Origin of the sequence: Micromonospora sp. NPDC048909 (genome assembly GCF_040649635.1) — a bacterium.
Taxonomy (GTDB): Bacteria; Actinomycetota; Actinomycetes; order Mycobacteriales; family Micromonosporaceae; genus Micromonospora.
Genome location: NZ_JBEZFU010000005.1, coordinates 463,353 through 488,732, shown reverse-complemented (window position 1 = coordinate 488,732; position 25,380 = coordinate 463,353). Strand labels below are relative to the sequence as shown.

Sequence of the window (25,380 nt, the reverse complement as noted above, 5' to 3'; positions counted from 1 at the left end):
GGTCCTCCGGGCCGCACTAGTCTCGGCGTATGGCGAGGTACTTCGACGTGCACCCGGACAATCCGCAGCCCCGCGTCCTGCGTCAGGTCGTCGACCTGATCCGGGACGGTGGACTGGTCGCCTACCCCACCGACTCGTGTTACGCGTTCGGTTGTCAGCTCGGCAACCGGGACGGCCTGGACCGGATCCGGGAGATCCGTCGCCTGGACGAGCGGCACCACTTCACCCTGGTGTGCCAGGACTTCGCCCAGCTCGGTCAACTCGTGCACGTCAGCAACTCGGTCTTCCGACTGGTGAAGGCGAGCACCCCCGGCAGCTACACCTTCATCCTGCCGGCCACCAAGGAGGTGCCGCGCCGGCTGATGCATCCCAGGAAGCGCACGGTCGGCGTGCGCGTCCCCGACCACGTGGTCACCCAGGCGCTCCTGGCCGAGCTGGGCGAGCCGCTGGTGTCGAGCACCCTGATCCTGCCCGGCGACGAGGAGCCGATGACCCAGGGGTGGGAGATCAAGGAGCGGTTGGATCACGTCCTGGACGCGGTCATCGACGACGGCGACGGCGGTAAGGAGCCGACGACCGTGGTCGACCTGTCCGAGGACGAGCCGGTGATCCTGCGTCGCGGGGCCGGCGACCCGTCCCGCTTCGAGTAGCCGCCATTCGCCGTAGTCCATGTACCATCTGGTACATGGACTACGCGGAGACCATCACCACCTCGGCCGGCCTCGACCGGGCCTGGGCCGCTCTGGCGGACGTGACGACTTATCCGCGGTGGACCGCGTCGATGTCGTCGGTGGAGCCGCTGGACGGTGGGGCGCTCACCGTGGGCCACCGGTTCCGGATTCGCCAGCCCGGCCTGCCGACGACGGTCTGGCGGGTCTGCGACGTGCAGCCGGGCGTCTCCTTCGCCTGGGCGGCGACCGCCCCCGGTGTGCGCACGGTCGCCCAGCACAGCCTGCACGCCGAGGCGGACGGAACCACCCGGATCAGCCTCGGCATCCGGCAGACCGGGACGCTCGCCCGGCTGATCGCCCTGCTGACCGCGGCGAAGACCCGCCGGTACATGCGGATGGAGGCGGCCGGGCTCAAGGCGGCCGCCGAGACGGACGCGCCGTCGCCGGCCGGCGACGGGGCGGCATCCACCGGTGGCCGGTGACGCCCGGGCGGCGCTGCTCGACCGGTGCGTCACCTTCCTGAAGCAGGCCGGGTTCGGTCAGCTCAGCCTGCGGGAGATCGCCGCCGGTGCGGGCACCAGCCACCGGATGCTGATCTATCACTTCGGCAGCCGTGAGGGCCTGCTCGCCGAGGTCGTCCGGCTCGTCGAGACCGAGCAGCGCGCCGCGCTCGTCTCGCTCGTCGCCGGAGACGACGACCCGGTGGCGGTGAGCCGGCAGTTCTGGCAGCGCCTCGCCGACCCGGCGTTGGCATCGGCGGAGCGGCTCTTCTTCGAGATCTACGCCCAGGCGCTGTACGACCGATCGTGGACGAAGTCGTTCCGCACCTCGGTCATCGCCGCCTGGACCGGGCCCGTCGAGGAGATGTTCGTCCAGCTCGGCTTCGAGCCGGCCGAGGCCCGCCGCCGGGCGCGCCTCGGCCTGGCCGCGACCCGCGGCCTGCTGCTGGACCTGCTCATCACCGGCGACCGGGACCTCCTCGACGCTGCCGCCGAGCTGTTCGCGCAGCTCATCACCGCGCCGCGGATCGACTGACCCGGCCCGGCCGGTCGCTACCGTCCGGCGCGGGCCGGATCCGGGCGAGGCTGTCGGCGAGGTCGGTGAGCCACAGATCGACCTCGACCAGGTGCCGCAGCTCGGCGCGGGAGCCGGGCTCGTCGAGCAACGGACGGATCCGGTCGAGTTCGTCGGCGCAGCTGGTGGCGACAGGAGGCGGTGTCGGTGTCCGTCGGTGCGCGAGGTCGTCCGCGACCTCGTGGAACGCCGAGCGCAACTGCCCGGCGGCACTCTGCAGCTGTGCCGCCGCGCCCGGCCAGCCGGCCAGGCAGCCGGGTGGGTTGCGACGCAACAGCGACTCGGCCCCCTGGACCACGTGGTGACCGGCGTTCAGTGCCGACTCCCAGTCCATGTCGCGGCCCGGTGGGGCATGCCGCTCGGCGTGGTACTGGCAATAGGACGCGTCGGCGAGGGTCATGCTCCGGCTGACCCGGGCGACGGCCCGATCCGGTCGCCCCCCGCCGAGCACCGCCTCGACCGTCTGCTCGACCGCGTCCCCGCTGTTCACGAGGTAGCGGGCGACGTTGCGCCGCAGGTCGCGGCTCGCGCCGTGCGGCCACATCGCCACGCCGGCGAGCACGCCGATCACCCCGCCGAGCAGGACGTCCACCAGGCGGGCCTCGGCGAGCCGCCACCCCTCGGGGGCGAGCTGGGCGAAGACGAAGGTGAGCAGCACCGTGAACATGGCCTGCGCCCAGGCCGGGCCGAGCAGGCGACCGGCGCCGAAGGCCAGCAGCATGATCGCCGGCAGGCCCGCGGCGTAGACGACCTGGCTGTCGACCAGGAGCATCAGCAGGCCACTACCGACGGCTCCGACGATCGTGCCGGCCACCGCCGGCCGCAGCGCGGTGCGGGTGTCCGCGGCAGAGGTCCGCAGCACGGTGAGAGTTGCCAGGAGCACCCAGAATCCGTGGGTGAGCTGCAACGTGCCGGCGACCACCCGGGCGGCGGCCAGCGCCACGGCCAGTCGCAACGCGCTGTGCAGATTGGCGGAGCGGAGCGTCAGATGGGACCGGAACTGCCGCGAGTACAGCGTCCACGGTCCGTGCCGCACGTACTCGAACAGCCCGAGGTCGTCGTCGCCGGGCCGGGCCCGGGTGGCCACCCGGGTGGCGACGGCGAAGACCCGTACCTGGTCGGCGAGGGCCAGCGCGGTCGCGTCCCGGCACAGCCGGGGCACGTGCGGGCCTTCGCCCCGGACCTCCGGGCTGGTGGGGTACGCCGCCTCGGCCAGCCCGATCGCGGCGTCCAGATCGCCGAGGGCCACCGGCTGCGTACCCGGAAGCAGACCGGGCCCGGCGGCGCGGGCGGTGTCGGCGCACGAGCGTAGCAGGCGCGCCGCTGCCAGGTCCGGGATCGGTTCCGGCGGGACGTCCGACGTCAGCCGGTCCGCCTTGACGAACACCTCCCGCAACGCCGCCCCGGCGATCCGTAGCGCCCGGTCGCGGGCATCGGCGGCGGTCGGCGCCTCGGTGGGCGGGAACCGCCCCAGCTCCAGCCGGGCGACCGCCTCGGTCGCCCGATCATGCCGCACGTCGCGCTCGCGCCGGCCGGTGGATTCGCTCAGCGCGTCGGCCGTGGCGTCGAGGAACGCCGCGACGCGGTCCGCCGCGTCGACGAGCCGCTGCCGGTAGGAGATCGGGACCGGGTCGGGCCAGAGCACCACCTCGGCGGCGGCGAGCAGCACGATGCCGAGCGTCACGCCGCCCAGCCGCTGCGGCACGGTGCCCGGCTGGAACGGCGGGAACGACGCCAGGATGTAGAAGAGCTGGAACGCGCTGCCCAGCCCGACCAGACGCGGGCCGCCCACCCCGCCGAACGCCACGGCGAAGCCGATGACCAGCATCCCGCCGGCGGCCGCCCAGGTGTTCCAGGCGAGCAGCGTGCCCGCGGCGACCAGCGCCCAGGCCACCGGCAGCGTGGTGACCAGGATCCGGGCCCGCTGCGGCGCCGGGCCGGGCAGCTGCGCGAACATCCCGGCGGCGACCGTGCCGAACAGCGCGTACGTGGCCAGGAGCGGATCACCGGCGCCGTATCGGCAGGCGTAGAAGACGCTCGAGGCGACCAGCGTCAGTCGGGCCGCGCGCCGTAGGGCGGCGTACCCCGGGTCACGGTGGCGAAGCCGGCCCAGGAGGCTGGTTCCGAGCACGCCTGGTCTCCCGGGTTCGTCGCACGCATCTCATCCCCGGTCCTCCATTCTTCACCGGACCTGCGTGCACCGGTGCATTTCGGGCTGAATCATCCCCGCCCGGAGCGGGGCGGCGCGTCGACCGGGTAGGTCGACGGCGCTTCCGGCACCCGGCCGGAAAAGCCGGCCTACGGTGGCAGTCACGGCCGACCTGAACACCTCGACAGGACAGGGCATGACGCAACTCGGCAACCGGTGTGGGCAGCACAGTTGCCCGTCGGCGCGGACCGGCGGGTCCTGACGTGTCCTGGCCGACCACGATCCGAAGCGGGCTCCAGCAGCGCCTGGTCAACCCGATCGTCAGGCTCGCCTGGAACCTGAGACTCCCGATCCCCGGCGACGCCCTGCTGGAGACGACCGGGCGCCGCACGGGACAACCGCGCTACACCCCGGTGTGCGACGGGCTGATTGGGGACACCTTCTGGCTGGTCTCCCAGCGGGGGCGCCGGGCCGACTGGGTGCGCAACCTGGAGGCCGACCCCCGCGTCCGGGTCAAGGTGGGCGGCGGGCCGCGGGCGAGCTGGCGGACCGGCACGGCGCACGTTCTCCACGATGACGACCCGCGCGAGCGCCAGCGGATTCTCGCCCGAAGCGGGCTCGCGCGCCGGCTCTGCCTGTGCACTTCCGGGGCGGTGGCCACGAGCCCGCTGACGGTCCGCATCGATCTTGATTCGCCCTGATTTTCCCCACGCTGGCGTTGGGCGTCCTCCCGTCGAACGGCCGTGATGCCACCACCCTTGCGGATGGCATCACGGTGATGCCATGATGGCGTCATGGAACTTCGCGCTTACGTCGACGCCGTCCGGCACGAGCTGGCGGTGGCCGCGGCCGCCGGCGGCGACGACGCCCGGGAGCTGGCAGAGCGGCTGACCGCGCCGCTGGAGTCCGCGATCCGGCTCGCCCTGCTGGACGCGCTCTCCGAGGCGGCCACGGAGATCACCCGGGACCTCGCGCCCGGATCTGTCGACCTTCGACTGCGCAACCGGGAGCCGAGCTTCGTCGTGGTGCCACCGCCGGCAGATCGGTGGGCCGACGAGACGGAGGCGCAGGTGCCGCCCGCGCCGGAGCCGCTGCCGCCGGCTCCCGCGGACGGCGAGGACGAGGCGACCGTACGGATCAGCCTGCGCCTACCGGAGCACCTCAAGGCCCGCGTCGAGCAGGCAGCCGCTCGGGCCGGCGTATCGATCAACACCTGGCTGATCCGGGCCGCGGCCCGGGCCGTCGACGCCGACGGCCAGCACCAGCGGCCCGAGCAGAGTCGGCCGTCCGGCGTTCCGAGCCACGGCCAGCGCTTCACGGGATGGGTGCGCTAGCGGCACCTGCCCGACCACTTCTTGAAAGGAAGCATGATGCCATCCTTCGACACTCCCGGACCGATCTCGGCCTCGCTCGAATTCGTCAGCGGCGACGTGCGGATCACCGCCGGCCCGCGTGCCGACACCGTCGTGCACGTACGGCCAGCCGACGAGTCCGACGACCGGGACGTCCGCGCGGCCGAGCAGACCCGGGTGGAGTACGCGTCCGGCCGCCTGGTGATCCGTGGCCCCAAACAACCCAACTTCGGGATCTTCGGCAAGCCCGGCACCGTCGAGGTGACCATCGACCTGCCGACCGGTTCCGGGGTGGAGGCGAAGCTGGGCGTCGGTGGAGTCCGCTGTTCCGGGGCGCTCGCCGACTGCCGACTCAAGAGCGGTGCCGGTGACCTCCAGGTCGAGGACACCGACGCGCTCACCCTGCACACCGGCCTCGGTGCCGCCATCGCCGAGAGCGTCGCCGGCGACGCCGACATCACCACCGGCTCCGGCAAGCTCAGCGTCCGCGCCGTCGGCGGCCGCGCCATGCTGAAGAACGGCAACGGCGACACGTGGATCGGTGATGCCGCCGGCGAGCTTCGGGCTCGCTCCGCCAATGGTCACGTCGCCGCCGAGCACGCTGCCGCCTCGGTCACGGCGAACACCGCCAACGGCGACATCCGCGTCGGTGAGCTTGTTCGTGGATCGGCGACGCTGCGCACCGCCGCCGGGCGGATCGAGGTCGGTATCCGGCGTGGCACCGCGGCCCGACTCGACCTGCACACCCAGTTCGGCAAGGTCCGCAGCGAGCTGGACGCCGCCGCCGGTCCGGCCGACACCGACGAGCAGGCCGAGGTGCGGGCCCGTACCGCCTTCGGCGACATCCTCATCCGCCGCTCCTGACCCTTCTCGTCCGTCCGGTCGCGGTCGACCCGCCGCGACCGGGGAGAACGCGTGGCCTCGTACCCCCGGTCGGCTCCATCGGCCCGACCGGCGATGGCGCGCGCCCTCCGTACCCGTGCAACGCCTTTGATCTATGGAGGAGCAATGGCGACAACCATCGCGACCCGCCCGGCCATCTCGGTGTCCGGCCTGCGCAAGACGTTCGGGGACAAGGTCGTCCTCGATGGCATCGACCTCATGGTCTCCGAGGGGACGGTCTTCTCGCTGCTCGGGCCGAACGGCGCGGGCAAGACCACCGTGGTGCGGATCCTGTCCACCCTGGTGCCCGCCGACGGCGGATCCGTCCGCGTCGCCGGCCACGACCTGACCGGCCAGCCCGACGCGGTACGAGCGGCGATCGGCGTCACCGGCCAGTTCTCCGCCGTCGACAACCTCCTGACCGGCGAGGAGAACCTCAAACTGATGGCCGACCTGCACCATCTCGGCCGCACCGAGGGCAGACGCCGCGTCGCCCGGCTGATCGAACACTTCGACCTCGGCGAGATGGCGCGTAAGACGCCCGCCGTCTACTCCGGGGGCATGCGACGCCGGCTCGACCTGGCGATGACCCTGGTCGGCGACCCGCGTCTGATCTTCCTGGACGAGCCCACCACCGGCCTCGACCCCCGCAGCCGCCATGCGATGTGGCAGATCATCCGCGGGCTCGTCGCCGAGGGGGTCACGGTGTTCCTGACCACCCAGTACCTCGACGAGGCCGATGAACTCGCCGACCGGATCGCGGTGCTCGACCACGGTCGGATCGTCGTCGAGGGCACCCCCGACGAGCTCAAGCGCCGCATTCCCGGCGGGCACATCCTGCTGCGCTTCACCGACCCCACCGCGCTGCACAGCGCCGCCCGCACGCTCGCCGTCGCGCAGCGCGACGACGAGGCCCTCACCCTGCAGATCCCCAGCGACGGCGACGTGCGCTCGCTGCGGGAGGTGCTGGACCGGCTCGACGACGCGCAGGTCGAGGTCGACCGGCTCTCCATCCACACCCCCGACCTGGACGACGTCTTCTTCGCCTTCACCGGCACGCCCGCGTCCGCCGCCGCGCGGGACGCCATCATGGAGGGACACCGATGACCAGCCTCGCGTACACCCTGACCGATTCGGCAACGATGTTCCGCCGACAGCTGCGTCACATCCAGCGCTACCCCTCGCTGACCGGGATGCTGATCGGCCTTCCCGTCGTCTTCCTGCTGCTGTTCGTCTACGTCTTCGGCGGGACGCTCGGTGCCGGACTCGCGGGCGGCGGCGGCCGCGCCGCCTACATCAACTACATCGTGCCGGGCATCCTGCTGTTCACCGTGACCGGCGCCGTGCAGGGGACCGCGATCTCCGTCGCGATGGACATGACCGAGGGCATCGTCGACCGCTTCCGCACGATGGCCATCTCCCGCGCCTCCGTGCTGACCGGACATGTCCTCGGCAGCCTGGTACAGACCATGTTGGGCATCGCCGTCGTGCTCGGCATCTCACTGGCCATCGGCTTCCGCCCCAACGCCACCGCGGTCGAGTGGCTCGCCGCCGTGGGCCTGCTCGCCGCGATCGCCTTCGCGCTGATCTGGCTGTCGGTCGCGCTCGGCCTGGTCAGCGACAGCGTCGAGACCGCCAGCAACCTGCCCATGTTCCTGACTCTCCTGCCGTTTCTGGGCAGCGGCTTCGTGCCCACCGACACCATGCCGGCCGGGCTGCGGTGGTTCGCCGACCTCCAGCCGTTCACGCCGGTCATCGAGACGCTGCGCGGGCTGCTGCTCGGCTCGGGGATCGGCAGCAGCGCGGTCGTCGCTCTGGCGTGGTGCGCCGTGGTGGCGCTGCTGTCGTACCTGTGGGCGAAGCGGTCGTTCCACCGCCGGGCGGCGCTGTAGTCCACCGGCGCCGCCGCCTCGGGCCGCGCAGTTCGATCAGGCCTGCTTGGTCTCCCAGAAGATCTCCGAGATCTCGTTGATCTTCGCAAGAAGCTCGGCTGCAACGTCCGGGTCGGCGGAGCCCTTCGCGCCGCCGGCCCCGGCCAGCTTGGTGGCCTGGTTGAAGAGACCGTGCAACTGGGGGTACTTCTCGAAATGCGGCGCCTTGAAGTAGTCGGTCCACAGCACCCAGAGATGGTGCTTGACCAACTCCGCACGCTGCTCCTTGATGAGCAGGGAGCGCGTCCGGAACTCCGGGTCGTCGCTGGCCTGGTACTTCTCGCAGATCGCCTTGATCGACTCGGCCTCGATTCTCGCCTGAGCCGGGTCATAAACTCCGCACGGCAGATCGCAGTGGGCGCTCGCCACGACGCGGGGAGTGAGAAGACGGGTAAGTCGCATCAGCTTCTTTCCTTCGACTGAGGGTGCGGGTGAGGTCGGTGCTGATCGGTGGAGAACGTCACGCTAGAACCTGAATCCAGCTTCAAGTCAACCGTCGTGAACTGGATCTCAGACGGGCAATTGTCGGCGTGGGGGAGTGTTACGTTTCGCCTCTTGAGTCCGGGCCCGAGCGGGTCGGGCTCTCGCGAACAGGTGACAGGGAGTGCGCATGCAGTCTCGTACGGATCTCATCGAAGACCTGATGGGACGCTTTCCTCACGTGCCACGTGAGGCGGTGATCAAGGAGGACCTGCTGCGCGGTGGCTTGGCCTTCGACGACTCGGCGTTGACCGACAACGAGCACGGCGACGTCAAGCCCAAGTCGTACTTCATCTTCTCGTTCGACCACCGGACCCTGCCCGAGCTGGGCGCCGCCGCGCTGCGCCGGCCGCCGGAGGAGATCGTGCTCACCGGCGGCCCGTACGAGCTGCGCCGGACGGTCGTGTCGGTGCGCACCAACCCCGACTCGCCCTACCGGGTCAAGCCCGACGACGACGGGCGGCTGATGCTGTTCCTGGACGGCCGGGCGATCGCCGAGGTGGGCCTACCCCCGATGCCGGACTACTACCGGCACACGCTCGCCAACGGCAAGTCGGTGATGGAGGTCGCGCCGACGATCCAGTGGGGCTACCTGATCTACCTGACGGCGTTCCGGGTCTGCCAGTACTTCGGCGTCAAGGAAGAGTGCCAGTACTGCGACATCAACCACAACTGGCGTCAGCACAAGCAGGCCGGCCGCCCGTACACCGGAGTCAAGCCCGTCGACGAGGTCCTCGAAGCGCTGGAAATCATCGACCGGTACGACCAGGACCGCACCTCGCAGGCGTACACGCTGACCGGCGGCAGCATCACGTCGAGAGTCGACGGGCTGGCCGAGGCGGACTTCTACGGCCGCTACGCCCAGGCGATCGAGGAGCGGTTCCCGGGCCGGTGGATCGGCAAGGTGGTCGCCCAGGCCCTGCCGCGGGCCGACGTGCAGCGCTTCCACGACTACGGGATCCGGATCTACCACCCCAACTACGAGGTGTGGGACAAGCGGCTCTTCGAGCTCTACTGCCCGGGCAAGGAGCGCTACGTGGGCCGGGAGGAGTGGCACCGGCGCATCCTCGACTCCGCCGAGATCTTCGGGCCACGCAACGTCATCCCGAACTTCGTCGCCGGCGTGGAGATGGCGGCCCCGCACGGCTTCGCCACCGTGGACGAGGCGATCGACTCGACCGCCGAGGGACTGCAGTACTTCATGTCCCGCGGGATCACCCCACGGTTCACCACCTGGTGTCCGGAGCCCACCACCCCGCTGGGCCGGACCAACCCGCATGGTGCGCCGCTTGAGTACCACATCCGGCTGCTGGAGACCTACCGCGCGACCATGGAGGCCAACGGCCTGTCCAGCCCGCCCGGGTACGGCCCCGCCGGCCCCGGCCGGGCGGTCTTCTCGGTCAGCTCGTTCATGGACAGCCTGCCCGCCGAGCCGGCGGTTCGCGAGAGCTGACCGCTACCCCACGAGACCCTAGGTGCTCGCCGACGCGTTCGGATCTGGCAAAAGGCCGATCCGGCGACGGCTCGCTCCGCCGAAAGTAAGAGGGCGAGGTCGGCGCCGGCCTCCGACGCTGTGCATACGCGATCATTGCCTCGTCCGTGCGGGCGGAACCCGACTGACGAGGCAATGATCAGCGGCGCGGCGCGCGACTACCGCTTGATGGTGATCGTCGCCTTGCGGTAGTTGTTGCGCTTGTCGTTCTTCGTCGGGTCGTAGTTCTGCTCGATGTTGCCGGCGCTGTCGACCGAGAACCAGTGGAACGTCGTGGTCTCGGTCACGTGGAACACCTGCCCCGGCTCACGGAACTCGGTCGCCGCGTAGCGCGGCGACTCGAGCGTGGGTCGGCTGCCGTCCGTCGTGTAGTAGATGGTGGCCGGCTCGCTCGTCTCGAAGCGCACGTCGACGGGCGCGGAGTATTTCCCGCCACCGGGAACGAGCGAGGACGTCGGGTCCTTCTTGTCCCTGCCCCAGTCCGCCGCGACCCGGAACATCTCCATGATGCCGTTGGCGTACTCCATCGTCTCGGCGTGCCCGCTGACGAGATTCGGATCCCCGACCCACGCCGGCTGGAACGAGCCGCCCTGCCAGTTGCCGGTGGCCGGGTTGTAGACCGAGCCGCCGACCTCCCAGCCGAAGGCGTAGATCCCGTACGTGTGGTACAGGTCCTCGCGTACGTTGCCCGCGGAGGAGTAGAGGACGTCCGACGAGCCACCCACGTTCTCCGGCGTGACAACGGTCTGCCGGTGCGCCTTGACCTGCGACAGGATCCGGGCGGCCGACTGCCAGTAGAACGCCTCGTCACCCAGCGGCGGGCGCGGCGTGGTGATCCGCCCGTCCGCGATGTAGGCGCCGGGCTGCCAGAAGAGCTGGCCGCCGTTGGAGTGCACCGACATCATGAACTTGATGTTCGAGTACTTCTCGACCAGCCAGATGATGTTCTTCGACTCAGGCTCCGAAAGCTCCGCCGGCCCCTGATAGGTGTCGCTGACGCAGCTGGTCGACCCTCCCGCGTAGCCGTCGTGACCCGACCCGACCCGGTAGTTCCGGTTCAGGTCGACGCCCCAGGAGTTGCGCCGGGCCGGATCCGCGTTCTCGTCCGGGCAGTGGTTCGTCATGTTCCGGCGCTGCGAGGCGAAGTTGTAGAAGCTGTAGTTCGCCCCGTCGGGGTTGTTGGAGAGGATGAAGAAGACGTCGGTGTTGTCAACGATCTTCTTCGTCTCCCGGTCGGACCGGTAGTTGTGCACCAGCCGCTCGGCCGACTCCAGGCTGGTCGTCGCCGGCACCCACTCGCGGGCGTGGTCCTGCGCCTGGATCAGGACGCCGGGCTTCTTGCCGTCGCGGTGCTTGCCGATCCGCAGGACGGGAATCGTGGCCGGGCCGCGTGGCACCTCGCCTTCCGGCGCGCCGGCGCGCTTCTGGTCGAGGAAGTCGGTCAGCGCCACCGGGCCGGACGTCGGTACGACGATGCCGGTGCCCGCGTTGGTGCGGTACGGGTGCGCCCGGCCGATCAGACCCTGGGACTGACTCTCCAGCGCCGCCGCCACCTGGGCGGCCGTGCTGGCGAGCCCACCGGAGGCGTCCTTCGCGAGCAGGACCCGGACCGCCTTGCCCGCCACCTCGACCGAGAGCGGAATGTTCGCGCCCGGCCGGTCCACGAACTCGACGGTGATGTCGTTGCCGCCCTCGTGGCCCCACGCCGCCGAGCTGACCACGACCGCGGCCTGCCCGGTGCCGCCGATGGTGGCCTGCGCGTTGCGCTGGTAGCCGTTCGTCTGGTTCGGCAGGTAGACGATCTCGGCGATGTCCGGGTACTGGCGGGCGATCTCCTCGGCGCGGCTGTAGAGCTGCTGCGGATGCCGGTAGCCGTCGACGAAGTCCCACTTGTAGGCCGGGTTGGCCGTCAGCGGCGGCGCGCCGTCCTCGAGCCAGTTGGAGACGTCGCCGGTGGCGACGCCGCCGGTCGAACTCGTGACCCGGATCTGGTTCGGTCGTGCGTCGAGCTTGAACAGGTTCCGGTGGAACATGTACTGCCCGGAGTCGACGAACCGGCTCATCGTCCGGGCAAAGCCGAACGAGGTGCCGCGGCCCGAGTCGTTCTCAACCTGCATCTCGACGACCGGGTCCGCCTGCTGCCCTTCGGTGGTCCGTGCCTCCACGTAGAGGAAGCCCTGGCCCTTCGTGGTGAACCAGTCGGCGCGGACGACCCGTACCGTCTTCTCGTGGCTGAGCGGCTGGACCGTTTGCGTGCGCCGGGACTGGAAGCCGCCGTCGGCCTCCTCGTTCCAGGCGAAGCCCTCGTCGTCGCCGAGGATGTCCACGCCCATCGCCTCGAGTTCGGTGAGCTGGGCGGCGGTCACCACCGCCTCACCCTCGATGCCGGTCGGCACGCGCTTGAGGCCGTGCTCCAGGTCGAAGCCGGCGGCGACCACCTTGTCCAGCAGGTCGGCGCCGGCCAGGTGGATGCGGACGAGCCGTACCTGCTCCTGGTCCTCAAGGGTGGATCGCCCCGAGCCCGCCGTGGCTGTCGACCCCGCGGGCTCCGCGCCTGCGGGCGCGGTCGCCACGAGAACGCTGCCCGCCAGGGCGGACACTGCGAGAAGCGCGATGCGCAGTTGTCTGCGTCGCATTCCCCCTCCTTCTGCTTGCGGCGTGTGGTTGACGTGGTGGCCGGTCCGCGCGGGGATGGGACCGGGCCACTCAGGACTGCCGTGCTGAGCCCGCCCACCTGAGCCTGGGCACCACAATGGTCGCCGCGGAAAGGATCGGGGGAGCCGTGAGCGAGCTGGGTGCGGTGAGCGTATGTGCATTCATGACATTGATGGGGCGGGCCGGCGGGATTTGAGCATTCCTTGAGGCAGCCCGCCACGCCGCGTCGCTGGGCATCCGGCGGTCGAGGTCGCCCCCGTCAGCGCCTTCCGGCCCTGGCCAGGGCCTGTTCGGCCTGGGCGGCCAGAGTGGTGACGAGGTCGGCCGCGGACGGCAGGTCGGTGATGAGGTCGACGGCCTCCCCGGCCCAGACCGGCAGCGGTGGTATGACGCCCCGTGCCACGTCGTCCTGGTAGTCCCGGCTGGCCTGAGGGTCGCCGGCGAGCTCGGCCTCGCGGCCGCGCCACCGGTCGAGGTGGGGGTGGCCGAGGGTGCGGGCGGTGTACTTCGACTGCCACCGGGAGCCGCGGACGATGTCCAGCACGCTGCTGCGCTCGGTGTCCTGCCCCCGCCCTTCGACGATCGCCTTGCTGATCGCGGGGTCGACGAGGGCCTCGACGGTGGCCTGGAAGCGGGTGCCGATCAACGCTCCGCTCGCGCCCAGCGCCAGGGCGGCGGCCACGCCGCGGCCGTCGGCGATGCCACCGGCCGCCAGCACCGGCGTCGGCGCCGCGAGATCCACCACGACGGGTACGAACGGCAACGTGGACCGCCCGCGTCGGGCCCCGTGGCCGCCGGCTTCGGTGCCCTGCGCCACGATGACGTCGGCGCCCAGGTCCACGGCCTGCCTGGCCTCCTCCAGGTCGGTGACCTGAACGATCAGGACCGCCCCGGCCTGACGGACAGGTGCCACGAACGGGCTCGGGTCGCCGAAGGAGAACATGACCGCCCTGGGGCCGTACTCCAGGGCACGCTCGACCGCGCCGACATCGATCGCCCAGGTCAGGAAACCGACGCCCCACGGCTGGTCGGTGCCCGACGCGACGATCGGGAGTTCACGATCCAGCCACTCCCGGTCCCCGTCCGCGGCGCCCAGCATCCCGAGTCCGCCGCCCCGAGAGACGGCCGCGGCCAGCGCGCCGCCGGCCGACCCGCCCATCGGCGCCAGCGCGATCGGATGCCGTACCCCGAACAAGTCCGTGAACTCCGTCGACAACGCCATAACGCATCATCGCCCCTGTGCAGATGGTCCGGACAGCCCGGACCGCGCACTTTCGGTAGTAGGTCCGCCCAGGATGCCGGCACGGATGGAGCCTTCTTCGGCACCCTTGGCGCTTGAAGCCGGCATACAGCGAACTCACCGTCGACCGCGACGACTAGCCCGCGCGGAGCGCTCGGTTCCGATGCCAGAAGAATGTTGGACGCGTGGCTCGACACGACCGCAGGACTTGACGATTGGCGGGGAACAGACCATCGACAACTCCGACACCATCACCCTGTGGCGGCCCACCGGGCAGGCCGAACTCGACCTCGTGGCGGCGTCAGGGTGGCGGGCTTGGCCACCGCGCCTGCCGGACCAGCCGATCTTCTACCCCGTACTGAACCGCTGGTACGCCACGAAGATCGCCCGCGAGTGGAACGTCCCCGCCGAGGGCGTCGGCCATGTAACCCGGTTCGACGTCCGGCGTTCATACCTGGACCGTTACGAGGTTCATCAGGCCGGTGGCCGCGACGTGCTGGAGTACTGGATCCCCGCCGAGGAGCTTGCCGACCTCAACACGCACATCGTCGGCGCGATCACCGAGGAAGCCGAGTACCGCGGCCCAGTGAACGATCAGGAGTTCACCGACGCCGACAAGGCCCTGGGCCGAGCTCTGCCTGCCGCGTGGCGAGCCTATCTCCAGGGTGAGTCGTGGTTCCGGCGAGGCTGGATGACCAGCGGATCCTACGTCTGGCTCAATTCGCCACGCGAGATGCTGGAGCTGCATGACGCATGGGACGAAGCCACCGACGCGCACCCCGGCATCGCGATCATCGGCGGTGACGGCTCCCGTGAACAGCTCGTGCTCGACCTGCGCAGCGACCCCGCACCGGTGCTGCTGGTCGACATCACAAGCAGCGGATGGGACAGCGCGATCCGGCAAGCCGACGACGTCAGCCAACTCATCGACCGCATCGAGGCGGGCACGTTCACGTTCGACTTCGAGGACTAGCGCTTGCGCGTCTACCTGCGCTCGGCGGCTGCGGTGTCGCTGTCGCTGGGTCCGCTGAGCCAACCGCGGATGCCGGCGAGCGCGGTAGGGCCGTAGTCCTCGTCGACGCCCGCGGCGAGGTCCGCGATCGAGACCGCCTGCAGGGCGGCACGCCAGGCGGCCTCGGCGCCGGCCATCGCGCGGGCAATCGGACAGGGCCGCGTGCAAGCCTCCTGCGCTGCCCCCAAGGGGCCGCGCTGGCGGATCTCGGTGCACACGAAGGCGGGCTGGGCGCCGTCGACGGCGGCGACCACGTCGAGGATGGTGATCAGCTCGGGCGCCCTGGTCAGCACGTATCCGCCCGCCTTGCCCTGCACCGAGGTCACCAGACCGGCGCGGGAGAGTGCCTGCAGCTGTTTGGCCAGGTAGCTGGCGGAGACGTCGTGCAGTTCGGCGAGCCGGGCGGCCGGCACGGGTTGCGTCGCCGTGGTCAGCACCACGCAGCAGTGCAGTGCCCACTCGACCCCGCCTGACAGCTTCATACGACCCCCCCCGCCTTGACTCGGACAGAGACTATCCGACTATTGTCTCGGACAAGAAATATCCGAGTTCGGAACCATCCGTCCTCGACGAAGTTGGCGTGCCTCGGGGCGCGTTGTAGGAAGGTGAGAGTCATGAAGTTCACAGTCATCGGCGGTACCGGGCTGATCGGCTCGCAGGTGGTCCAGAAGCTGACCGCGGCTGGGCACGAGGCGGTCCCCGCGGCACCGTCGACCGGCGTCGACCTGCTCACCGGCGACGGCCTGGACCAGGCGCTGGAGGGCGCCCAGGTCGTGGTCAACGTGGCGAACTCGCCGACCTTCGACGAGGCCTCCCTGGACTTCTTCCGGACCACCATGGGTAACCTGCTGGCGGCCGGGGAGCGCGCCGGGGTCGGGCACCAGGTGATCCTCTCGATCGTGGGTGTGGATCAGGTGCCCCAGCTCGACTACTACCGGGCCAAGACCCTGCAGGAGGAGCTGCTCCGGCAAGGCCCCACGCCGTACTCGATCGTGCGTGCCACCCAGTTCTTCGAGTTCGTGAACGCGATCATGTCCTGGACCTCGGACGAGACCACGGTCCGCCTGCCCGCCACCCCGGTTCAGCCGATGGCCGCCGCCGACGTCGCCGCCGCGGTGGTCGACGTCGCCACCGGCGCGCCGCTGGGCGGCATCCGTAACGTCGCCGGCCCGGACGTCTACGCCCTCGACGACCTCGGAAGGCTCACCCTGGCCGCGCAGCAGGACAACCGCACCGTCGTCACCGACGACAGTGCCGGCATGTTCGCGGCCGTCTCCGGCGACGTGCTCATCGCCGGCCCGGACGCACACCTGGCCCCCACGCACTACCAGGACTGGATGAAGTCCGCCCGCTAACCACGAGCACGCGTCCCTCCCATTGGCTCCTCCCTTGCCAGGGCGCAGGGGAGGAGCCGGGTTGCTACGCGGCCGGTGCTCGGGTGCGCTTTGCCGTCGTGGCGGCGAGGATCGCGCAGGCGGCGGTGATCAGTCCGAGGCTGGCCGCGGTCGGGTTGACGTAGCCGGGCACGGACGATGTGACGTACGTGCTGCCACTGGTGAGATGGCATTCGAAACGGATGGGTAGGAAGCTGACGTCGTACCCATCGACCTGGCTCGCCAGCCTCGGCCCGGCTTCCCGGCACGGTTCGATCGGGAAGGAGCCGGCGCCGCCGTCCTCCGCCTGCATCACCGCGTAGCCGACGTGCAGCATCCCCCACGTGTACGCGGCAACGGCGCCCGCGCCGGCGAGGAGCGCTGCCGCCCGCAGCCAACCCGGCCGGGAGCGCCCGTTCCTTTCCAACACCGCGACGAGCCCACGAACGGCGAGGGCCGCCGCGGTGGCGGCTCCGCCCAGCGCGGCGACGAGCAGTACGAGAAACAGCACCCTGACGTCCTCAACCTCGCGATCGCTACCTGCCGCGTCGGGCGGTCCGCACCCCGAACACGACCGCGCCGACGACGAGCGCCGCGCCCAGGAGCTGGAGGCCCGGTGAGTCATCGGCCCCCCCGTAGACGACAGCGGCGACGCCGAGCGCGACGGCGAGGAGGGCGACGATGCCGAGGATGTACTTCATCGGTCTCCTTCAAAAGGCCGGGCCACGTATCGAGTCTCGCTCGCAACCTATCGACTGTCAATAGATCCGGAATCCCGCACGGGTTGGCTGGCGGCCGGTGGCACTACAGCGGGTGCCGCACCCAGACGTTCGGCTCGACGTAGACGGCGTGGTCGTGCGCCACGTCGCAGTGCACCGGCACCAGGGCGCCCGGCACGTGGACCGGCCCGCTGGCGTCGAACGGCAGACCGGTCCAGCGACGCCAGTCGGCGAGCGTCCCGCTGATCATCATCGACCGCGGTGCGACCCGCTCGATGCGGCCACCCGCCCGGACGTGTACCCGCAGCCACGGGTCGACCGGCAGACCGTCCGCGCGGACCTGCGTCGCGTACTCGGTCATCGGCAGGTCCGGTCGGCTGTGCTTGCCGCTCGGCCGGACGGGGGCGACCAGCGTGTCGTAGCCGAGCTTGGCGACGGCCTGCCGCATCGCGCTGAGCATCAGCGCGGAGAGGCCGCTGCCGCGCCGGTCGGGTCGGATGCAGATCTCCAGCGCCGAGACGATGTTCGGCTCGGCCCCGCTCAGCCGGTTGATGGTGGCCCGCTGGATCACCCGGTCCCAGCCGCCGTCGGGCAGCTCCGCCTCCGTCCAACGAAACGGCACGGCGTACGCCCGGGCGACGGCGCGCCCGGGCTCGTCGGAGTCGACGGCGGCGAAGACGAACTCGGGGTACAGGTCGTGGGCGACGCTGTAGTACACCGCGCCCATCGGGTCCCAGAGCATGAACGGCGGCCACGCCCCGTCGAAGTCGTCGTCGAGCAGCGGGGCGAGATCCGGGCGGTCCGCCAGGCTCGCGATGTCGAGGGTCACGGCGCGTACCGTAGAGGGCCGAGCCGCCGGCGTGCACGCCATATTCCGACCGCGGCTCGATACGCCCGTCATGCCCGACCCGTGGGCGGCGGTACGGGCGCTCCCGCCGCCGGTGTCTCAGTGCGGCAGCAGCTCAACGGCGTCTCCGAGGGCGACCCGACCGGGGCGTACGACTGACGCCCAGCCTTCGACTGTCATGTCGTGGTGCTCGGCGACGGTCTTCCACAGCTGTCCGTGTTCCGGGGCGGTCAACCAGTCCCCGGGGCTCGACATCCACCGTCGCCAGCCGCTGGCCGAGCAGCGTGGGGGAGGGCCCGGGGTGAACGCGCTAGAGCGGTCGGCGCTCGGCGGTCAGCTCGCTCGGGGTGTCACCGGTGTTGACGGTCTCGCTCGGCTCGATCAGCACGACGTCGGCCCCATCGACGGAGACCGGCTGGTGCGGCACTCCGCGCGGGACCACATACATCTGCCCGGGGCCGAGGGTCACGTCGCCGGAGTCCATCCGGATGGTCAGCGATCCGCGCAGGACGAGGAAGAACTCGTCCGTGTCTGGATGGCTGTGACGAGTGAACTCACCTCTCGTCTTGACCACCCTCACGTCGTATTCGTTCAGCAGGGCGACGGTGCGAGGTGACCATGGCTCGTCAAAGCTCGACAGGGCATCGGCGAGGTCAACGGGAGCGTTCATGTAGCCATCCTGCACCCTATGCTGCGCGGGTGTTCAAACCGATTGAACTGGTGATCTTCGACTGCGACGGGGTACTGGTCGACAGCGAACGCATCGCCGTGCGTGTCCAGGTCGCCCTGGGAGCGGAGCTTGGCTGGCCGCTGACCGAGGTCGAGGTCATCGACCGGTTCATCGGGCGCTCCCATGCCTCCATCCGTGATCAGATCGCCGCGCAGCTGGGTCAGGAGGTGGCGGGCAGTTGGTCGGAGCGGTTTGAGCAGCTCCATCGGGAGGCGGTGGACGCCGCACTGGCGCCCGTCGAAGGGCTGCCCGAAGCGCTCGACGCGATCGTCCTGCCGACCTGCGTCGCCTCCAATGGCTCGCACGAGAAGATGCGCCACACCCTCGGCCGCACCGGCCTCTACGAACGTTTCGCGGGCCGCATCTTCAGCGCCGGCGAGGTATCGCACGGCAAGCCGGCTCCCGATCTGTTTCTGCATGCCGCGCGGCGGATGGGTGTCGACCCCGCCGCGTGTGTGGTCGTCGAGGACAGCCGGCCCGGTGTGCAGGCCGCGCGCGCTGCCGGGATGCGGGCCTTCGGCTATGCCGGCGGACTGACCCGGGCCGAGCAGCTCGAAGGCCCCGACACCGTCGTCTTTGACGACATGCGCAAACTGCCCAGTCTCATCGCCGAGCAGTAGTCACCGTCTGACTGCGGAGCTCGGTTCAGCTCCGGTGGCCCGCGGCGGTCAACTGTGACCCGGTGCCGGCCGCCGCCGGCCGTACCTCAACCGGCGGCGGCGTGGGCGGGGGTGATCAGGAGTACGGAAGGCGGAGCACCGACTGGTTGCCGATGCCCACGGTGCTGGGGTTGTTGCCGATCGCCGACCAGACCTCCACCCGGACGGTGCCGTTGCTCAGCGCGCCCAACGTGCCGGTGGCCGAGGCCAGGCCGGCGCTCTGCGTGTAGTGCTCGTAGCCGGGGACCGGGTCGGTGGCGAAGTAGCGTGAGGTCTCCACCCGTTCCCAGCTGCCGTTGCCGGTCAGGTCGTAGGAGACCCGCACCTGCACACCGTTGCCGACCGCCGTCCCGGCGTCCACGAACAGGTCGAACGCGGTCTGCCCGCCGGCGTAGGCGAGGTTGAGGCCGGTCGCCGTGAAGACCTGCGGGTTGGTCGGCGTACCGTCGTGGTTTCCGTTGGCCGCCGCGACCGTCGTCGTCGCCGCGCCGCCGGCGGCGCCCAGCCCACCACCGGGCAGCAGGTACCGCGTCGGCGAGCCCGACGGCGGCGGGTCGGTCGGCGGCGGGTCGGTCGGCGGCGGGGTGGTGCCGGGAGGCGTGCCGCCCGTCGCGCTGCCGCCGCTCCAGGTGTACGCCCCGGTGGTGGCCGTCCGTCCGGCCGGCACGGCGAGCGTCGTGCCGTTGGAGAACGTCACCGTGACCGGGCTCGCGGTCGGGTTCGACGCGACGTAGGTGCGCGCCCCGTTGCGGGAGAAGACCGCCGTCAGCGGGTGGTTGGCGGTCACCGTGGTGTCGACGGTGCCCAGCGCCGCGAGGTTGCGGATCCAGTGGAAGGTGTGTGCCCGGCTCTCTCCCTCCTCGGGGGTGTATCCGGGGTTCGCGCGCAGGTTCGCCAGCGCCGCGGTTCCGTCGCCGAGGGCCTGGAACTGCCACAGGATGTCCTGCCACACCGTCGGTGGCCCGCCGTTGTTGCGGACCAGTTCGGCGTAGTTGGTCCGTACGTACGCCGGGTTGTTGCCCAGGTAGAGGTGTCCACCGGTGACCGGCAGCAGGTTGATGCCCTGGATCATCTCCGGTTCGCCGCTGAACCAGGTGGCGTACGCGCCGCCGTCGCCCCAGACCATGCCGACCGTCGAGTGCCCGAAGGCGGCGGGGAAGTTCTGGTCGCTGGCGTCGAACCAGTACTCCTGGATCGCCGCGGCCTGCGTGGTGTAGAGGAAGATGCCCGCGTCACGCACGGCGGCGTTGCCGGTCACCTGGCCCCACTGGATCAGGGCGTTGGCGAAGTTCATCCCCTCCGACGAGGATTCCTGGTTGTTGCCGGAGCCGAACGAGCCGTGCCCGGAGGCCCAGTCGTGGCCGGCGTAGATGTCGAAGTCGCGCAGGTAGGGAAAGCGGGTGTCGTCGCGGCGGTAGTTGTTGGCGTCGCGGATCAGCAGGTCCACCATGCCGCCGTAGCGGCTGGTGGCGGCCCACGCCGGGTCGAACTTGGCCAGCGTCGCGGCGGCGGCGATGAAGTAGCCGTAGTGGAAGTGGTGGTCGTTGAGTTCCTGGTCGGAGCCGTACGACGCCGGGTAGCCGATCAGCGTGCCCCAGTTGTTGTCGTAGTAGAAGAGCTTCGAGGTCTTGCCGGTCGACGCGGTGAACCAGTCGGTGAGCGTGCTGCGGATCGCGTTCAGCGCGCTGTCCCGGGTCGCGGTGTCGTTGACCAGGTCGGCCACCTCGGCGAGGCGGGCGGCCCGGCCGAGCCCCTTGCCCGTCCAGTACGTGTCGTTGCCCCGCTGGTCCATCGGGTTCGCCCGCGCGGCGGCCAGGTGGCCGTTGAGCGTCGCCAGGTCGGCGCCACTGCCGTCGCCGACGGCCGGCAGCTCCGGCAGGACGCCCTGGAACTTCATGGCGGTGCGGAACTGGTTGACGCCGGTGAGCACCTTCATCCGGCCCCGCGCCGACGGGTAGGTCGGAGTGATCGCAGTGGAGCCGGCGAGCGACTTCCACTGGTGCGGGTAGAGGCTGACCACGGTCTGCGTGGCGGTGCCCTCCCGGGCCGTCGTGGTGAACGCGTACGTGGTGGTGAGCCCGCTGGTCGCCGGGTCGTAGGCGTACGAGACCTGGGTGCCGGTGACGTGGGCGTGCGCGTACCGGCCGTAGGTCGTGGCCAGTTCGGCGCGCTCCGCGGTGGTCGCCGTCGGCGGTAGCAGCGCGACGGAGAAGTAGCCCCGGCCGGCCAGGGCGGACGAGATTCGGCCGGCGCTGACCGTCCAACTGGCGCCGCTGGGGGCGTACGCGACGTAGTCGTGGCCGTTGACCCGGAAGCCGACGGTGGCGCCGCTGTTGGACCAGACGTCGGCGGTGCCGCTCGTGTTGATCACCGCGTCGCCACCGCTGGTCTGGAAGTACGCGAAGGGCAGGCCGTGGCCGATGGTGGCGCGCATGGTCCGCGCTCCGTCGCTCCAGTACGGGCTGACCGTCCAGTCGGTCCAGCCGTCCACCCTGACCTGAGGCGCGCCGAGCCCGGCGACGCCGACCCGGATGTCCTGGACGTACGGGTAGTGGTACTCCCCGACGCCGGTCGCGGTGCCGCTGATGGCCGGCGTGGAGTTGGCCGAGAAACCGAGGCCGTCGCCGAACGTGTCGTACGAGATCGGATGCGCGTGCAGGGGCTCGCTGAACGAGCAGTCGGTTCGCTTCCAGAGCAGCGAGGACCACCAGTCGTTGGTGGGTATCGCGCCGGCGGGCGCGTTGGCGGTGGCGAACTGCCGGGGGTTGCTCGTCATCTGGCCGCAGCCGGTGGGAAGCGGGCCGACCGGGGTGGTGGTGTAACTGCCGGCGCCGACGGGGGCGGCCTCGGCGGGACGGGTGACGGCAATCGTGAGGCCGCTGACGACCAGGGCCAGTGTGGTGGTGACGGCCAGGGCCCATCGGCGGTGGGGGACGGGAGGTTTCATGCTGCCTCCATCGCGCGCCGGGAGACCGGCATTGCCGGCTCCGACACGTTCGTCTGATGTGGGGGAGAAGGTCCGGTGAGAGAGCGCTCTCTCAGTCCGGCACGGTAGTCGAGCCCCTAGATCCCCGTCAATGTGTCCAGCCGGTTGCGTGCTGATGTCGCCATTTGACCGCCAGCCACGAAGGTTGGCCCGTGGGTGCGCGTGCCGGTGCCCCACCGGCTCGGGCGGCGGTGTCTTGGCGAGCGATACCTCAGGGGTCATATTCATGCCTCAGAGGTATGTCGCTGATCGGTCAGCGCCTCGCCGCCCGGGCGGTTCGGCCGCGTGGGGTCACGCGGCCGAGGCGGTTGCCCCCGACTCGCGTCGCGCGCTCGCCGTGGCGCGGCGGGCCGCCGGCGTCGCCGAGGCGTCGGGCCAGCCGGTGGCGGAGTCCTGTGTGGCCGGCGGCGTCGCGCCGGCGGTGGCTCCGCCCTGTGCCAGGTGCAGCGCGCGTTGGGCGTTGTCCCAGGCCGGGCACGGCCAGGACTGGCCGGCGCAGGCCAGGTTGCGGCAGCCGTCCGCACCGTCCGGCTCGTGGGCGTCGGCCACCTGAAGGGCGAGCTTCCACAGCAGCGGATCGGTCACCTCGACGGGACGGTCTGTGGCGCTGGCGGGCGTACGGCTGGCGTCGGACATGGTGATCCCCCCTCAGGAACAGTGCCGCCCTACCTTCACCGGTCCGAGCCGCCGCTAAACCCGCACGTCAGGCCCGCCAGAAACTTTCTCGCCGACGGTGTCGATCCGATCGGACCTCGTTCGTCGTTGCAGCAGAGCCCGAAAGCCGTCCTGAAAGGTGCGCCGATGACCTCCTCCATCACGTCTTCCGACCGGACCACGTCGACCCGGGGCGACCGGACCCGGCACCTCCTGACCTGCGGCGCGATCGCCGGGTTCGTCTTTCCCGCCCTGTCGTTCGGGCAGGCCCTCAGCCGGCCCGGGTTCGACCTGCGCCGGCACGCCCTGAGCTCGCTCACCCTCGGCGACCTTGGCTGGCTGCAGACCGTGGCGTTCGCGGTCACCGGCCTGCTGGCGATCGCCTTCGCGGTCGGCCTGCGCCAGGCGCTGCGCCCGGGTCGGGCCGGCACGGTGGGGCCGGTGCTGGTCGGCGTCTACGGGGTGGCGATGATCGGCGGCGGATTCTTCGTCCCTGACCCCGCCTACGGCTGGCCGTCCGGCGCACCGGACGGGCTACCCGAGCAGGCGAGCACGGGCAGCATGCTGCACGTGGTCTGCGGCGCCGCGGCGTTCCTCTCGCTGATCGCGGCCGGTCTGATCTTCGCCCGTCGCTTCGCCGGACAGGGCCGCCGTGGGTGGGCTGCCTACAGCGCCGTCAGCGGCGTCGTCGCGTTCGCGCTCACCGCGTTGCCGTGGAGCGAGGAGAGCGCGAGCGTCCGCTTCGCCGTCGGAGCGGTGATCATCTCCGGTTGGCCCGTCGCCGTCTCCTACCGGGTGCGGGCCGAGTCGACCTGATCGGCGCGCGTGGCGATCTGACACGGCAGCCGGACGTCCGACGCCGCGCCGATCAGAGCGGACCGCCGCCGAACCCGATCTCGTTCCCGTCGGGATCGCGAAAGGTGGCCTTTCGGACGCCGTTCGAGTAGGTCTCCCGCTTCGTGGGCTCCAGACCCCGCCCGGCGATGCCGGCCACGCGGTCGTCGAAATCGTCGACGAAGAGGGTGTGCATGGCGTGGCCGGCGTGCTCGGGCAGGTGCTCGATGTACACCGACCGGTGTTCGGCGATCTCCCACACGGCCTCGGTGTCGCTCACCACGAACGTCGGCGGTGAGCCGAGCAGCCGCTCGTACCAGGCCAGCGCCGCCGGGTAGTCGCTGACGGGGATTCCCGCGAACAGGTCGACGGCCATGGCGTCATCCTAGGGGCGTCGCACGCCGGGGCCGGCGAGGCAGGATCGGTCGGCGGCCGCCGGTGCGCCGACCGGTTCGGGGATCAGCGGACGATGCGAAGCCCCGCCGCCACCGCGCCCCGTTGGTCCAGGTAGCCGGCGATCCGGTCGATGGCCGCCGTGTAATGCGTGCGTCGGCGGTCGAGGCGCGGCATCGACTGGATGGCGGCGGCGAGATCCACGACGCGAATGGTGGGCTTCAGGGACAGCCAGATGGGCGTGGCCTGGACCTGGGTGATCTTCCACCGGTGGTTCGGCTGCTCGGTGAAGGTGAACATGGCGATCACGCCCTCCCGGTTGGCGTCGACCGGGAAGTCGTGCCGGGCCAGGGTGTTGCCGACGCCGTACGCGATCCACTTGTCGCCGACCTTCTCGAAGGGCTGCACGACATGGGCATGGTGGCCGATGATCAGGTCGATGTTGGGGTCGGCGATCAGCTGCCGCGCCCAGAACAACTGCTCGCCACTGGGTTCGTGGACAAGCTCGGTGCCCCAGTGGGCGGAGAGCACGATGATCTGCGCACCTGCCCTGCGGGTGGCGGCGGCAGCAGCCTTGATCGCCTTCACGTCGATGCGGTTGGCGATCCACTCCTTGCCCGCCGGCGGCTTCAGCCCGTTGAAGTGCATGGCGTAGGACAGGTGCCCCACCTTGACGCCGTTCACGTTGTAGATCGTCGGCCGGGCCCGCTGGGCGGCGCTGCGGAAGGTGCCGGTGTGGCCGAGGCCAGCCGCGTCGAGCGCGTCGAGGTTGTCGTAGACACCCTTCTCACCCTGGTCCAGCGCGTGGTTGCTGGACGTCGAGCAGGTGTCGTAACCGGCGGTCTTGACCGCGGCCGCGAGGTCGGTGGGCGCGCGGAACCGCGGGAAGTCCTGCGGGCTGCCGGGGCCCATCGGTCCTTCCATGTGGCAGATGGCCAGGTCGGCGGCCGAGACGACGGGTTGGATGTCGGCGAACATCGGGTCGAAGTCGTACCCGTCGCGGTTGGCCTGCTTCGCGTCCGCACGGGCCTGCTGCCAGGTCGGCGGATGGACCAGGATGTCGCCGGATCCGGCGATGGTGATCTGCCGTGGCCCACCCGACGGGGCGGGTGCGGCGGTCTGGCCGGCCGGGCGGGTTTCGGTCGTCGCCAGGCGGTCGCGAAGAACATCGCCGCGCAGCGCGAAGACGATGCCGGGCGAGAGTACGAGCGCGACGATGAGGACGATGCGGACAGCACGCATGATCG

The 25,380-nt window shown here is 70.8% G+C and carries 25 protein-coding genes and 1 pseudogene; 13 read left to right on the top strand and 13 right to left on the bottom strand.

Going from position 1 to position 25,380, the window contains the following annotated elements:
- The first annotated feature begins 29 nt into the window (after positions 1–29).
- From AB0C04_RS17160 to AB0C04_RS17150, 3 genes are read left to right on the top strand one after another with little or no spacing between them, the layout of a single operon-like run.
- Complete coding sequence (locus AB0C04_RS17160; RefSeq protein ID WP_357054984.1) at positions 30–650, top strand: L-threonylcarbamoyladenylate synthase; 621 nt, start codon at positions 30–32, stop codon at positions 648–650.
- A gap of 35 nt (positions 651–685) precedes the next feature.
- Positions 686–1,153, top strand: a complete 468-nt coding sequence (locus tag AB0C04_RS17155; RefSeq protein WP_357054981.1) for an SRPBCC family protein — start codon at positions 686–688, stop codon at positions 1,151–1,153.
- Positions 1,143–1,706 (top strand): TetR/AcrR family transcriptional regulator, encoded by a 564-nt coding sequence (locus AB0C04_RS17150; protein WP_357054978.1) that lies wholly within the window; start codon positions 1,143–1,145, stop codon positions 1,704–1,706. The genes AB0C04_RS17155 and AB0C04_RS17150 overlap by 11 nt, the downstream gene beginning before the upstream one ends.
- Here AB0C04_RS17150 and AB0C04_RS17145 read toward each other — a convergent pair.
- Positions 1,684–3,876 (bottom strand): FUSC family protein, encoded by a 2,193-nt coding sequence (locus tag AB0C04_RS17145; protein WP_357054975.1) that lies wholly within the window; start codon positions 3,874–3,876, stop codon positions 1,684–1,686. The genes AB0C04_RS17150 and AB0C04_RS17145 overlap by 23 nt on opposite strands.
- Before the next feature lie 281 nt (positions 3,877–4,157).
- On the opposite strand from AB0C04_RS17145, the gene AB0C04_RS17140 reads away from it, so the two are divergent.
- The 5 genes from AB0C04_RS17140 (at position 4,158) to AB0C04_RS17120 (ending at position 8,020) form a co-directional block, all read left to right on the top strand.
- Positions 4,158–4,595: a nitroreductase/quinone reductase family protein gene (locus AB0C04_RS17140; protein WP_357054971.1), complete on the top strand. Its 438-nt coding sequence runs from the start codon at positions 4,158–4,160 to the stop codon at positions 4,593–4,595.
- Positions 4,596–4,688: 93 nt separating this feature from the next.
- Positions 4,689–5,228 carry a toxin-antitoxin system HicB family antitoxin gene (locus AB0C04_RS17135; protein WP_357054968.1) on the top strand — a complete coding sequence of 180 codons (540 nt, stop codon included), beginning with the start codon at positions 4,689–4,691 and terminating at the stop codon, positions 5,226–5,228.
- Positions 5,229–5,264: 36 nt separating this feature from the next.
- Positions 5,265–6,110 (top strand): DUF4097 family beta strand repeat-containing protein, encoded by an 846-nt coding sequence (locus AB0C04_RS17130; protein WP_357054965.1) that lies wholly within the window; start codon positions 5,265–5,267, stop codon positions 6,108–6,110.
- Positions 6,111–6,254: 144 nt separating this feature from the next.
- Positions 6,255–7,235, top strand: coding sequence for an ATP-binding cassette domain-containing protein (locus AB0C04_RS17125; protein WP_357054962.1), 981 nt, complete (start codon positions 6,255–6,257; stop codon positions 7,233–7,235).
- Entirely contained in the window at positions 7,232–8,020 is a 789-nt protein-coding gene (locus AB0C04_RS17120; protein ID WP_357054959.1) for an ABC transporter permease, read from the top strand. The genes AB0C04_RS17125 and AB0C04_RS17120 overlap by 4 nt, the downstream gene beginning before the upstream one ends.
- A gap of 36 nt (positions 8,021–8,056) precedes the next feature.
- Here AB0C04_RS17120 and sodN read toward each other — a convergent pair whose 3' ends face one another.
- Positions 8,057–8,461 carry a superoxide dismutase, Ni gene (gene sodN, locus AB0C04_RS17115; RefSeq protein ID WP_357054956.1) on the bottom strand — a complete coding sequence of 135 codons (405 nt, stop codon included), beginning with the start codon at positions 8,459–8,461 and terminating at the stop codon, positions 8,057–8,059.
- 208 nt (positions 8,462–8,669) lie between these two features.
- Here sodN and AB0C04_RS17110 point away from each other — a divergent pair, with 208 nt between their 5' ends.
- Positions 8,670–9,992 (top strand): radical SAM protein, encoded by a 1,323-nt coding sequence (locus AB0C04_RS17110; RefSeq protein ID WP_357054954.1) that lies wholly within the window; start codon positions 8,670–8,672, stop codon positions 9,990–9,992.
- 197 nt (positions 9,993–10,189) lie between these two features.
- On the opposite strand, the gene AB0C04_RS17105 is transcribed toward AB0C04_RS17110, so the two are convergent.
- On the bottom strand, positions 10,190–12,667 hold the full coding sequence (locus AB0C04_RS17105; protein ID WP_357054951.1) for a M14 family metallopeptidase: 2,478 nt from the start codon (positions 12,665–12,667) through the stop codon (positions 10,190–10,192).
- A gap of 278 nt (positions 12,668–12,945) precedes the next feature.
- The gene (locus AB0C04_RS17100) at positions 12,946–13,908 is read right to left on the bottom strand and encodes a nitronate monooxygenase (protein ID WP_357054948.1); all 963 of its coding nucleotides are present in this window, start codon (positions 13,906–13,908) and stop codon (positions 12,946–12,948) included.
- 250 nt (positions 13,909–14,158) lie between these two features.
- Here AB0C04_RS17100 and AB0C04_RS17095 point away from each other — a divergent pair.
- A pseudogene (locus tag AB0C04_RS17095) lies at positions 14,159–14,485 on the top strand (ADP-ribosylation/crystallin J1); the annotation flags it as partial.
- A gap of 425 nt (positions 14,486–14,910) precedes the next feature.
- Here AB0C04_RS17095 and AB0C04_RS17090 read toward each other — a convergent pair.
- Complete coding sequence (locus tag AB0C04_RS17090; protein ID WP_357054945.1) at positions 14,911–15,420, bottom strand: Rrf2 family transcriptional regulator; 510 nt, start codon at positions 15,418–15,420, stop codon at positions 14,911–14,913.
- A 132-nt stretch (positions 15,421–15,552) separates the two neighbouring features.
- On the opposite strand from AB0C04_RS17090, the gene AB0C04_RS17085 reads away from it, so the two are divergent.
- Entirely contained in the window at positions 15,553–16,293 is a 741-nt protein-coding gene (locus tag AB0C04_RS17085) for an NAD(P)H-binding protein (protein ID WP_357054942.1), read from the top strand.
- 64 nt (positions 16,294–16,357) lie between these two features.
- Here AB0C04_RS17085 and AB0C04_RS17080 read toward each other — a convergent pair whose 3' ends face one another.
- The 4 genes from AB0C04_RS17080 to AB0C04_RS17065 all read right to left on the bottom strand — a co-directional run bounded on the left by AB0C04_RS17080 (position 16,358) and on the right by AB0C04_RS17065 (position 18,562).
- Positions 16,358–16,822, bottom strand: a complete 465-nt coding sequence (locus tag AB0C04_RS17080; RefSeq protein WP_357054939.1) for a hypothetical protein — start codon at positions 16,820–16,822, stop codon at positions 16,358–16,360.
- Between the two features lie 25 nt (positions 16,823–16,847).
- Complete coding sequence (locus AB0C04_RS17075; protein WP_357054936.1) at positions 16,848–17,012, bottom strand: hypothetical protein; 165 nt, start codon at positions 17,010–17,012, stop codon at positions 16,848–16,850.
- A gap of 103 nt (positions 17,013–17,115) precedes the next feature.
- Positions 17,116–17,859, bottom strand: a complete 744-nt coding sequence (locus AB0C04_RS17070; protein WP_357054933.1) for an N-acetyltransferase — start codon at positions 17,857–17,859, stop codon at positions 17,116–17,118.
- A gap of 328 nt (positions 17,860–18,187) precedes the next feature.
- The gene (locus AB0C04_RS17065) at positions 18,188–18,562 is read right to left on the bottom strand and encodes a cupin domain-containing protein (RefSeq protein WP_357054930.1); all 375 of its coding nucleotides are present in this window, start codon (positions 18,560–18,562) and stop codon (positions 18,188–18,190) included.
- A gap of 14 nt (positions 18,563–18,576) precedes the next feature.
- On the opposite strand from AB0C04_RS17065, the gene AB0C04_RS17060 reads away from it, so the two are divergent.
- Entirely contained in the window at positions 18,577–19,227 is a 651-nt protein-coding gene (locus AB0C04_RS17060) for an HAD family hydrolase (RefSeq protein ID WP_357054927.1), read from the top strand.
- Positions 19,228–19,342: 115 nt separating this feature from the next.
- Here the strand turns inward: AB0C04_RS17060 and AB0C04_RS17055 are convergent, their stop codons facing one another.
- Entirely contained in the window at positions 19,343–22,213 is a 2,871-nt protein-coding gene (locus AB0C04_RS17055; RefSeq protein WP_357054924.1) for a glycosyl hydrolase, read from the bottom strand.
- 330 nt (positions 22,214–22,543) lie between these two features.
- Positions 22,544–22,888, bottom strand: coding sequence for a hypothetical protein (locus AB0C04_RS17050; protein ID WP_357054921.1), 345 nt, complete (start codon positions 22,886–22,888; stop codon positions 22,544–22,546).
- A gap of 165 nt (positions 22,889–23,053) precedes the next feature.
- Between AB0C04_RS17050 and AB0C04_RS17045 the strand changes: the two genes are divergently transcribed.
- Positions 23,054–23,722 carry a DUF998 domain-containing protein gene (locus AB0C04_RS17045; RefSeq protein ID WP_357054917.1) on the top strand — a complete coding sequence of 223 codons (669 nt, stop codon included), beginning with the start codon at positions 23,054–23,056 and terminating at the stop codon, positions 23,720–23,722.
- A gap of 52 nt (positions 23,723–23,774) precedes the next feature.
- Here AB0C04_RS17045 and AB0C04_RS17040 read toward each other — a convergent pair whose 3' ends face one another.
- Positions 23,775–24,116 carry a VOC family protein gene (locus tag AB0C04_RS17040; protein WP_357054914.1) on the bottom strand — a complete coding sequence of 114 codons (342 nt, stop codon included), beginning with the start codon at positions 24,114–24,116 and terminating at the stop codon, positions 23,775–23,777.
- 83 nt (positions 24,117–24,199) lie between these two features.
- Positions 24,200–25,375 (bottom strand): CapA family protein, encoded by a 1,176-nt coding sequence (locus AB0C04_RS17035; protein WP_357054911.1) that lies wholly within the window; start codon positions 25,373–25,375, stop codon positions 24,200–24,202.
- Between the last annotated feature and the right edge of the window lie 5 nt (positions 25,376–25,380).

What these genes read in the sequence shown, in the direction of transcription:
- AB0C04_RS17160 (WP_357054984.1), top strand. Translation starts at nt 30, where the DNA reads ATGGCGAGGTACTTCGACGTGCACCCGGACAATCCGCAGCCCCGCGTC.
- AB0C04_RS17155 (WP_357054981.1), top strand. Translation starts at nt 686, where the DNA reads ATGGACTACGCGGAGACCATCACCACCTCGGCCGGCCTCGACCGGGCC.
- AB0C04_RS17135 (WP_357054968.1), top strand. Translation starts at nt 4,689, where the DNA reads ATGGAACTTCGCGCTTACGTCGACGCCGTCCGGCACGAGCTGGCGGTG.
- AB0C04_RS17130 (WP_357054965.1), top strand. Translation starts at nt 5,265, where the DNA reads ATGCCATCCTTCGACACTCCCGGACCGATCTCGGCCTCGCTCGAATTC.
- AB0C04_RS17125 (WP_357054962.1), top strand. Translation starts at nt 6,255, where the DNA reads ATGGCGACAACCATCGCGACCCGCCCGGCCATCTCGGTGTCCGGCCTG.
- AB0C04_RS17120 (WP_357054959.1), top strand. Translation starts at nt 7,232, where the DNA reads ATGACCAGCCTCGCGTACACCCTGACCGATTCGGCAACGATGTTCCGC.
- sodN (WP_357054956.1), bottom strand. Translation starts at nt 8,461, where the DNA reads ATGCGACTTACCCGTCTTCTCACTCCCCGCGTCGTGGCGAGCGCCCAC.
- AB0C04_RS17110 (WP_357054954.1), top strand. Translation starts at nt 8,670, where the DNA reads ATGCAGTCTCGTACGGATCTCATCGAAGACCTGATGGGACGCTTTCCT.
- AB0C04_RS17105 (WP_357054951.1), bottom strand. Translation starts at nt 12,667, where the DNA reads ATGCGACGCAGACAACTGCGCATCGCGCTTCTCGCAGTGTCCGCCCTG.
- AB0C04_RS17100 (WP_357054948.1), bottom strand. Translation starts at nt 13,908, where the DNA reads ATGGCGTTGTCGACGGAGTTCACGGACTTGTTCGGGGTACGGCATCCG.
- AB0C04_RS17090 (WP_357054945.1), bottom strand. Translation starts at nt 15,420, where the DNA reads ATGAAGCTGTCAGGCGGGGTCGAGTGGGCACTGCACTGCTGCGTGGTG.
- AB0C04_RS17085 (WP_357054942.1), top strand. Translation starts at nt 15,553, where the DNA reads ATGAAGTTCACAGTCATCGGCGGTACCGGGCTGATCGGCTCGCAGGTG.
- AB0C04_RS17075 (WP_357054936.1), bottom strand. Translation starts at nt 17,012, where the DNA reads ATGAAGTACATCCTCGGCATCGTCGCCCTCCTCGCCGTCGCGCTCGGC.
- AB0C04_RS17055 (WP_357054924.1), bottom strand. Translation starts at nt 22,213, where the DNA reads ATGAAACCTCCCGTCCCCCACCGCCGATGGGCCCTGGCCGTCACCACC.
- AB0C04_RS17050 (WP_357054921.1), bottom strand. Translation starts at nt 22,888, where the DNA reads ATGTCCGACGCCAGCCGTACGCCCGCCAGCGCCACAGACCGTCCCGTC.
- AB0C04_RS17045 (WP_357054917.1), top strand. Translation starts at nt 23,054, where the DNA reads ATGACCTCCTCCATCACGTCTTCCGACCGGACCACGTCGACCCGGGGC.
- AB0C04_RS17040 (WP_357054914.1), bottom strand. Translation starts at nt 24,116, where the DNA reads ATGGCCGTCGACCTGTTCGCGGGAATCCCCGTCAGCGACTACCCGGCG.
- AB0C04_RS17035 (WP_357054911.1), bottom strand. Translation starts at nt 25,375, where the DNA reads ATGCGTGCTGTCCGCATCGTCCTCATCGTCGCGCTCGTACTCTCGCCC.